Raw genomic sequence first — 9,476 nt, 5'->3', positions numbered from 1 at the left:
GTCACGAAAGGCAGTCACATGACCGTTTCCCCCGAGTACCAGGTCCTGGTCAACGACGAGGAGCAGTACTCCCTCTGGTCGGCCGACCGCCCCGCTCCGGACGGCTGGCACCAGGTGGGTGTGCGCGGCAGCAAGGAGCAGTGCCTCCACCACATCGAGCAGGTCTGGACCGACATGCGCCCGCGCAGCCTGCGCCTCGCGATGGCCACGACCGGCTGACCCCGGCCGGGTGGGTCCGCCCCGCCCCGCCCCGCCGCGCCCACGGCGGGGCGGGGCGGACCCACCCACCCACCAAATTCCCCGCTTCCACCGACCCGCTGCACCGCAGTGGAGGTACCGTGACCAACCGTCTGCCCCTCCTCACCCTGGTCGGCGTCAGCGCGATCTCCTCGCTCGGGCTCGCAGTGACCGTACTGGCCCTGCCCTGGTTCGTGCTGCAGAGCTCGGGCAGCGGCGCCGACACCGCCGCGGTGGCCGTCGCGGAGACGCTCGGCCTGTTGCTGTCGGCGGTCTTCGGCGGCCCGCTGGTCGACCGGCTGCCGGCCCGCGCGGCGAGCGTCGGCGCGGACGCCTCCACCGCGGTGGCGATCGGCCTGATCCCGCTGGCCCACCTGACGGTCGGCCTGACGCTCCCCCTGCTGCTGCTCCTCGCCCTGCTGGCCGGGCTGACCCGTGGCCCGGCCGACACCGCGAAGCAGTTGCTGCTGGCCGACGTGCTGCGCCGGGTCGGTACACCGGTGGAACGCGGAACCGGTGCCATCGAGGCCGCCCGCCGGTTGGGCACCATGGCCGGAGCGCCGCTGGCCGGTCTGCTGATGGCGGCCACCGGTCCGGTCCCGGTCCTCGCCGCCGACGCGTCCGCGCTGCTGCTCTCCGCCGTGCTGGTCGGCCTGCTGGTTCCGGCGCACAGGCCGGCCGTGTCCGGGGGGCCCGCGTCGGACGGCTACCTCGCCAGTCTGGCGGCCGGCTTCCGCGGGCTGCGGCGGGACCGCCTGGTCCGTGCGATGGTCGGGATGCTGCTGCTCACCAACGCGATGGACGGCGGCCTCAACAGTGTGCTCTATCCCGCCTACGGCCAGCGGGTACTGCACAGCAGCGCCCTGCTCGGCACCCTGCTGACCACCGCCGGCGCCGGCGCGCTGGCCGGCTCCGCCCTCTACGGGCGGATCGGTCACCGGCTGCCGCGCCGCGCGGTCTTCGTCCTCGCCTTCACCCTGGTCGGCCCGCCCAGGTTCCTGCTGCTGGCGTGGGCCCCGCCTCCGGCCGTCCTGCTCCCCGCGCTCGCGGTCTGCGGGCTCGGCTCCGGGGTGCTGATGCCGCTGATGACCACGGTCGCCTACCAGCGGGTGCCCGAGCGGCTGCGCGGTCGGGTCTTCGGCCTGGTGGTGGCCGGAGCACTGGCGGCGCTCCCGGTCGGGACCCTGGCCGCGGGTCTGCTGCTCGACCGGATCGGACTGACCGGAGTGCTGGCGGCCTTCGGCTGCTGCTACCTGGTCGTCATGCTCTTCCCGCTGCTCTTCCCGGTCTGGCGTGAGCTGGACGCCGGAAGTCCCACGGCCGACGTCGTCGATCCGCAAGGCCCCGAGAGTACAGTGCCGGCGCACGGACGCTGACGCCGGCCACGCTCGGCGACCGGCGCGTCGCGAACGAGCGGACAGGTGTTCGGTGAGTACTCTCCATAGTCCCGGCCTCCGTGCCCGGGTTCGGTGAAAGGTGCATCATCTCTGGTGGGGGAGGTGGAAAGTGGCTGTTCGAACCGTGTTCGCCTGCTGGAGACAGAGTGAAGGCGGTCCGGAGCGGTGCCCGGCGAGTGGCGCGGGCCGCGTGCCGGATCCTCGTCGACACACCCTGTCCCACCATCTGATAATCCGGACACGGACGACGCGACAGGAAAAGAGTCATGCATGCATATGGCGGATCTCCGATTCTCGGTGCTGGGGCCGCTGCAGGTTCGCCGGGGTGACACCGCGTTGGCGGTCGGGTATCCGCAACAGCAGGCCATGCTGGCCGCACTGCTGCTCCGCCCGGGACGCAGCGCGGGGGGCGCCGAGCTGACCGAAGCGCTCTGGGGCGAGGAGCCGCCGGGCCGGGCGATGTCCACGGTCCGCACCTATGCCTGGCGGTGGCGGAAGGCACTGGGTGCCGACGTGGCGGCGCCCGAGGTGCTGGTCTCCTGCGGGGACGGCTACCGACTCGCGGTGCCGGACGAGTCGATCGACGCGCTGCGCGCCGGGGAGCTCGCCGCGCAGGCGGAGCGGGCGGGTGCCGAAGGACGGTCCGAGCACGCCCGTCGTCTGCTCGCCGAGGCACTCGCCCTGTGGCAGGGCGTGCCGTTGGCGGGCATACCCGGCCCGTTCGCGGAGCGTCAGCGCCGGCGCCTCGGCGAACTGCGGATCGCCCTGCTCGAACAGCGCCTGATGTACGAACTGGACCTCGGCCACTCCGCTCAGTGCGTGCTGGAGCTGACCGAGCTGACCGCCGAGAACCCCCTGCGTGAACGGCCGTACGCGCTCCTGATGCGCGCGCTGTACCAGGCGGGCCGGGCGGCGGACGCGCTCGCCGTCTTCCGTCGCGCCCGTCAGGTGCTCGTCGACGAGCTGGGTGTCGAGCCGGGCGCCGACCTGACCGAACTGCACCGGCGCATCCTGCAGAGGGACCCGGCGCTGCTGCCGTCGCCCGCTCGGACCGACCGGCGGGTTCCCGCCCCCGCGCAGGACGCGGGAGCGGACGCTGCTCCGCCGGGCACCCCGGACCCGGACGGGCCGCAATCCGTCGCCGGGCCCGAGCGCCCGGCCGTACTGCGGTCCCTGCCGCGACCTGCGCAACTGCCCCCCAGCGAACCGGACTTCATCGGGCGCGAGCGGCTGGTGTCGGCCATCGGTGACGCCCTGCGCGAGACCGGTCGCCGCACCCCCGCGGTGGTGGTGCTGGCCGGCATGGGCGGCGTCGGCAAGACGGCACTGGCACTCCATGTGGCGCACCGGGTGCGGGATGCCTTTCCGGACGGGCAGTTGTACGCCGACCTGCACGGCGGCGACGACGTGCCGAGCGCGCCCGAAGTCGTCCTGGCCACCTTCCTCGCCGCGCTCGGGGTCACTGCCGAGGCCCTGCCGGAGGATCTGGAGGCCCGGGCGGCCCTGTTCCGGTCGATGGTCGACGGGCGCCGACTGCTCATCGTGCTCGACAGCGTCCGCGACACCCGGCAGTTGCGCCCGCTGTTGCCGGGCGCGGCCGGCTGTGCCGTGCTGGTGACCGGCCGTACCCGGGTGGCCGGGCTGCCGGTGACCGTCCAGGCCGACATCGACGTCTTCGACAGCGCGGAGGCCGTGCGCCTGCTGGGCCGGGCCATCGGCGACGAGCGGGTGCGCGCGGAGCATGCGGCGGCCCTCGGCCTGGTCGAGGCATGCGGGTTTCTGCCGTTAGCGGTACGGATCGTGGGCGCACGGCTGGCCGCCCGGCCCCAGTGGTCGATAGCGAGCCTGAACGAGCGGCTCGCCGTGGAGTGGCGGCGCATCGACGAGCTCCGCATCGGTGAGCTGACGGTGGAAGCCGTCTTCGAACTCGGTTACCGCCAGCTTTCGGCGCAGCAGGCGCTGGCGTTCCGGCTGCTCGCCGCCGCGGACTGCGCGGACATCGGGGTGGCCGCCGCCGCGTCGATGCTGGCGGTCGACGAGGCCACCGCCGAAGACCTCCTCGAAACCCTGGTCGACACCCGCATGCTCGCATCGACGGTGCCCGGCAGATACCAGTACCACGATCTGCTCCGCTCCTTCGCCCGGCGCAAGTCGGCGCACGAGCAGCCGGACGAGGCAGTGGTCGCCAGGGACCGGCTGCTCGCCTTTCTGCTGGCGACGGCCTGCCGGGCATTCCAGCAGGCTGTGCCCTACGACCCCATAGCCGACGCCTTCGGCTCCCCGGCCGCGGCCGTTCCCGGCTTCGCCGATCTCGCCGCCGCGCAGGCGTGGGTCCGGGCCGAGGCGGACGGCGCACGTGTTCTCGCGGCCCAGGTGGCCGCGCAGCCGGCGGCGCAGAGTCCCGCGGCACAGAGCGACTCGACGGCCGGGGAGCGGCTGCGGCACGCCATCGATCTGCTCATCGCGCTCAGCCCGTTCGACCTCGACACCCGGTACGCGGAACTCGCCGCGACCGCTGACGTGTTGGTTCGCGCGTCCATGGCGAGCGGCGACCGCAGGGCCGAGGGCCGTGCGCGCTTTCTGCGCTGCACCATCGCGCTCGCGGCGACCCGGCTGGGCGAGGCCGAGACGGAGGCGCGGGCGGCGGTGGCGGCCTGCCGCGAGGTCGGCGACACGGTGATCCTGCGCCAGGTACTCAACGACCTGGGGCTCATCATGCAGTACCTCTCGCGCTACGACGAGGCGATCCACCACTTCGAGGAGGCCATCGTGCTCGCCCGCCACCTCGGTCACCGGGCCGGGGAGGTCGCCACCACGGTCAACGCGGCGCTGGCCCGGGTGCGCGGCGGGCGCGCCGCGGAGGCGGCGCGGATGTGCCGTCAGGTGCTGGACAGCCCGGTGTACAGGCAGGACGAGGCGGGGCGGGCGTACGCGATGTACGTTCTGGGTCTCGCCCTGCACGCACTCGGCGACTACACGGAAGCGGTGACCTGGTTCGGCTCGTGCCTGACGGTGGCCGAGCACGCCGGTCTGCGCCTCAGGGCGGCGCACGCCCGCTACCGTCTCGCCGACAGCCTGCGCGCCGGCGGTTCCCCGGCGCGGGCCCTCGCGCACGGCGAGCGGGCACTGGCGGAGTGCGAGGAGATCGACGCCGAACGAGACCAGGGCAACGCCCTGATGGTCCTGGGCCGGATCCTCGCGGACCTGGGCCGTGGCTCGCAGGCGCGCGACCGGTGGCAGCAGGCCTACGCGCTGTTCTCGCGGCTCGGTCTGCCGGACGCGGCCGAGGCGGCAGCGCTGCTGGAGGGACGGCTGGAGGTGCCGGTCGAGGAATCCGCCTGAGCCCGTTCCCCCGAGCCTTCCCGCGTCCAGGTGGGCGTCGAGCCCTTCCTACACCTCGGGATTGGGCGGATTGTAGTCCGAGCCGGTGCTGTTCCACGCCACGGTGAGCTGAGTGTCGTGCTGCTTCGGCGCCGAGGCCGCGGTGGCCGCGCTGCCGATCAGCACGGCGATCAGGCCGGCACCGGCCACCACGGCCCGTACCCAGAGGCGTTCTCGTGTGTCGCTGCTGGTCATGAAATCCCCTTGTGCGAAGCGAAGTTGGTTGTTGCCGATTCTTACAAGCGGTGATCACTCGGGGATCGACGTCTGATCTACGTCGCTTCGAACTGCCACCGGGCGGTGCGGCAACCGGGGAGTCGTATGCCCTGGCGATTCCTTCCGCGTTCCTTCTCCGGCCCCGTCCGTGGCCATGGACGGAATCCGGATGGGGGCCGATCCGGTATGTGCCGAACCTAGTCTGACGGCCGTCATGTGCGGCTACGACCGAGGTGAGGCGTCGGATGTCAGGCATCGCAGGATGGGTCGATCACGCACGGGACCTGTCGGGAGAACACGCGGCAGTGGCCCGGATGTCGTCCGACCTGGTCGTACGGGGCCGTCGGACCGCCGACACCTGGACTGAGCGGCACGCGGCCCTGATCCAGCGCACCGACCCGGCCTGGACCGGCTCCGAACGGCCGGCCGTGGTGGCGGAGAACGGCCGGACGGTCGCGGTCGCGGTCTGCGACGGCTATCTCAAGAACGCCGCCGAGGTCTGGGCCGCCGTCGGCGGCACGGGGACGGCCGCCGGGTCACCGCCGTCGCCCTCCGAGGTGATCGTGCGCGGATACCTGCGGTGGGGCGCGTCGGTGGCCGGGCACCTGGACGGTGCGTACGCCTTCGCGGTGTGGGACGCGACCCGTGGTGAACTGCTGCTCGGGCGTGACCGGCTGGGCGTCAAGCCGCTGAGCTGGCTGCCCACCGCGGACGGAGCACTCTTCGCCTCCGATCTGGCCGTTATCGCCGGGCATCGGCTGGTGACCCCCGAACTCGACTCCGACGGCGTGTGCGCCGTCGTCACCCAGCTGCGCCGCACCGGACACGGCGCGCTGCGCGGCGTGCGTGAGGTGCCGCCGGCCTCCCTGGTGCGCATCGCCGTGGACCGGACGCAGACACACCGGTACTGGACGCTGGAGGCCCGCGAGCACGTCCTGGACCCGGAAACGACGATCGCCCGCGCCGACGAACTGCTGCGGGACTCCGTCGCCAGGGACATCGACGGCCACGAGCCGGCGGTCCTGCTGTCCGGCGGCCTCGACTCCAGCCTGCTGACCGGGCTGGCCGCCGGCGGCACGAAGCGCAGGGCCGTCACCTTCACCGCGGCGTTCGCCCGGAGCACGGCCAAGGTACCGGACCTTCCCTTCATCGAGGACGTCGTCCGCTTCTGGGACTGCGAACACCACGACGCCTTCGTCGAGGTGGCGGACGTCTGCGATCCGGTGACCCTCGCGGAGGTGCTCGCGGCCAAGGACTATCCCTCGCCCTTCGGCGACAGGAACGTCACGCCCTATCTCCTCAGCCGACGTGCGGCCGAGCGGGTGCCGGTGGCGTTGAGCGGGGAGGCCGCCGACACCATGTTCGGCGGCCCGTACGGCGAGCTGGACCCACTGGAGGAACTGCGCACCTTCCCCTGGCTGGAACAGTCCCGCCGCTTCGGCGTCCCGTACGGCATCGGCAGCGGCCTCTTCAGCGGCGAGCTGTTGCGCTCCGTCGACGTCGACGGCTATCTGGACCGGGCCTTCCGGGCCGCTCTGGCCGAGGCGCCGACCCTGCCGACGGACTCACCGGCCCGCCGGGCCGCCCGGCAAGTGGACCATCTGACCACCGGCCGCCTGCTGGAGCAGACCGTGCTGCACGCCGAGCGGCTCGGCACGGCGGCGGGGCTGCACCTGCGCTTCCCCTTCGCCGATCACGCGCTCTACTCCTTCATGTACAACGTCCCCCCGGAGCTGAAATTCGTGGACGGCCGCACCAAGAGCCAGCTACGGGAGATCGCCGAAGACCTGGTACCGCCCTCGGTACTGAACCGGATCAAGTCGACCTACCCGGACGTCTATGACGAACGGTACAAGTCCTTCCTCCTCGGCCGGCTGCGAGGCGTGCTCGACGACTCGACCTCGCCGGTGCGCCCCTTGCTGGACATCGACCGTGCCACCGCGATCACCGACGACCCGCGCCTGCTCGACCGCGGCGGATGGTTCGGCCGGGCCGACGTCGAAATGATCCTCCAGGTCGACGCCTGGATGCGCCGACTGCGCGTCCGCCTGAGTCTGTGACCCCCATCCACGCGGCAGTCCTGGTCAGCGGGGTGAGCGGTCCGGCCGGAACACCCTCCGGGTTTCGCGCCGGTGTGCCTCGGCACACCCTGCCGCGTGAGCCGACGGCGGCCCGCTGAACCCTGCGGCCTGCTCAGGCACAGCGGCAGCCGGACCGGTCGCCGGGCACCGGCAGGTGCGCCAACGCCGCCGGGGGAGCCTCCTCGTCCCCCGGCGCGGCGGCCTGGGCGAGGGCGAAACTCCGTACCAGTTCGTGCAGGTGGTAGCGGCCAGGAGTGGGCAGGGGAAGGAGCAGACACGCGTCCACCAGTTCCTCGAGGAGTTCCTCCGCCCGCGCGACCGGGACGGCGGCGAGGCTCCCGGCGGTACGGCTGTCGAATCCCCCGGAGGCGACGGTGCCCAGGATCAGCAGCATCCGCTGCTGATCGGGCCGCAGCCGGCGGTAGGAGAGCAGTAACTCGTCGGCGACACCGCGATCGGCCAGCGACAGCTCCCGCAGGCGCCGGTTCTCCCGACGCAGCCGCCAGGTCGCGTACGCCAGGGTCCAGGAGTGGCGGTTGTTGAGCCGGGTGCCGATGATCCGGACGGCCAGCGGAAGCCGGCCGCACTGACTCACCAGGGTGCGCGCCTCCTCCGCGTCGTCCATCCGGCGGCTTCCGATGATCTCGGCCAGCAGGTCCATCGCGTCCTGCTCCGGCAGGGGTCCGACCGGCAGCGACACGGCGCCGTCCAGGTCGTTGACCATCACCCGGCTGGTCACCACGACCATGCAGCCACCGGTGCTGGGCAGCAGGGGCCGGATCGCGGCCGTGTCGCACACGTTGTCCAGCACCAGCAGGATGCGGCGCCCGGCCACCTTCAGGCGCCACATGGCCAGGCGGCCGTCGAGGTCGTCCGGGATGTCCCGCGCCGGTTCCCGGAGCGAGAGCAGCAGACGGCGCAGCGCGTCGGCCAGCGGCAGTGGCCCGCCCTCGCGGGTGAAGCCCCGCATGTCGACGAAGAGCTGGCCGTCGGGGAACGCGCCGGCGAGCCGGTGGGCGGCGCGCACCGCGAGGGCGGTCTTGCCGACCCCGGGCATGCCGTTGACGGTGACCAGGAGGGGAGCCCGGTGCGAGACACCGGCCGCCAAGCGGGCCAGAGCGTCCATTTCCTTCTGCCGGCCGGTGAAGTCCGGGAGGTCGTAGGGCAGCATGCCGTTGACGCGCGGGACCGGCTCGGGTGCCGTGAGGACGACCGTCTCGCCGCCGCTGCGGCCCTGCTCCGAAAGCAGCAGCTCCGGATCGTCGTTCAGGATCCGTTCCTGCAACCGGGCCAGCGCGGCGCCGGGGTCGATGCCGAGTTCGAGGAGCCCGGCACGCCCCTGCGCGAATACGTCGAGCGCTTCGGCCCGCCGACCGATGCGGTAGAGGGCCAGCATCAGCCGTTCGCGCAGCGTCTCGTGCAGGGGGTGCTCGGCGACCAGCGACTGCAGGACCGGCACCAGGGCCCGGGCCTCGCCGCACGAGAGCCGCAGGTCGATCCAGCGCTCGGTGGCGACGAGCCGGCGCTCGTCGAGGTCCCGGCCGGCGCAGGTGAGCACCGAGCCGGTCATGCCGGCGAGCGCCCTGCCCCGCCAGAGTTCCAGTGCCGAGCCGAGGTGGGCGATCGCGGCTTGGGCACCGCCCTCGGCGACTGCCGCCTCGGCGCGCGAGAGCAGCGTCTCGAACCGCCGGGCGTCCAACTGCTCGTCCCGCAGCACCAGCCGGTAGCCGGGTGGCTCGGTGACGATCCGGCCTCCCGCCGGGAGCTTGCGCCGCAGGTCCCACACCATCTTGCGGACCTGGTTGGTGGCTGTGAGAGGCATCTCCTCCTCCCAGGCCGCCTGGAGCAGCCGGGAGATCGGGGTCACCCGGTTGGCACACAGCAGCAGAGTCGCCAGGATCTGGCGCTGCTTGGCACCGCCCGGATTCACCCGGTCGGCCCCGCTCCAGACCTCCAGCGGACCGAGCAGCTTGAACTCGACGTCGCGCACGCCCGCGCGGGGATCTGCTTCCACGTTGTCACAACGTGCCATCTGTGAACTTCCGATTCTCTGACAGTCGCGATACTGCGATCGGGGCGGGCCAGAGCCTGACAGATGCCGATCTACGGCTGGTCAACGTGCCGATCGATGCGACCGAAAAGATCACCTTGGAAGCGGGCCGGT

6 protein-coding genes are annotated in these 9,476 nt (G+C 72.5%); 4 read left to right on the top strand and 2 right to left on the bottom strand.

Annotation, left to right across the window (positions count from 1 at the left end):
- Positions 1–18: 18 nt before the first annotated feature.
- From AB0927_RS28480 to AB0927_RS28470, 3 genes are all read left to right on the top strand, one after another.
- Positions 19–219, top strand: coding sequence for an MbtH family NRPS accessory protein (locus AB0927_RS28480; protein WP_366670604.1), 201 nt, complete (start codon positions 19–21; stop codon positions 217–219).
- Positions 220–338: 119 nt separating this feature from the next.
- The gene (locus AB0927_RS28475) at positions 339–1,613 is read left to right on the top strand and encodes an MFS transporter (RefSeq protein WP_366670603.1); all 1,275 of its coding nucleotides are present in this window, start codon (positions 339–341) and stop codon (positions 1,611–1,613) included.
- A 297-nt stretch (positions 1,614–1,910) separates the two neighbouring features.
- On the top strand, positions 1,911–4,976 hold the full coding sequence (locus AB0927_RS28470; RefSeq protein ID WP_366670602.1) for a BTAD domain-containing putative transcriptional regulator: 3,066 nt from the start codon (positions 1,911–1,913) through the stop codon (positions 4,974–4,976).
- Between the two features lie 48 nt (positions 4,977–5,024).
- Here AB0927_RS28470 and AB0927_RS28465 read toward each other — a convergent pair whose 3' ends face one another.
- Positions 5,025–5,210 (bottom strand): hypothetical protein, encoded by a 186-nt coding sequence (locus AB0927_RS28465; protein WP_366670601.1) that lies wholly within the window; start codon positions 5,208–5,210, stop codon positions 5,025–5,027.
- Between the two features lie 266 nt (positions 5,211–5,476).
- Here AB0927_RS28465 and AB0927_RS28460 point away from each other — a divergent pair, with 266 nt between their 5' ends.
- Entirely contained in the window at positions 5,477–7,291 is a 1,815-nt protein-coding gene (locus AB0927_RS28460) for an asparagine synthase-related protein (RefSeq protein ID WP_366670600.1), read from the top strand.
- A 133-nt stretch (positions 7,292–7,424) separates the two neighbouring features.
- On the opposite strand, the gene AB0927_RS28455 is transcribed toward AB0927_RS28460, so the two are convergent.
- Positions 7,425–9,326 (bottom strand): BTAD domain-containing putative transcriptional regulator, encoded by a 1,902-nt coding sequence (locus tag AB0927_RS28455; protein ID WP_366670599.1) that lies wholly within the window; start codon positions 9,324–9,326, stop codon positions 7,425–7,427.
- Between the last annotated feature and the right edge of the window lie 150 nt (positions 9,327–9,476).

The organism is Streptomyces sp. NPDC048106, assembly GCF_040706415.1.
Lineage (GTDB): Bacteria > Actinomycetota > Actinomycetes > Streptomycetales > Streptomycetaceae > Streptomyces.
This window is presented reverse-complemented; position numbering and strand designations above follow the sequence as displayed.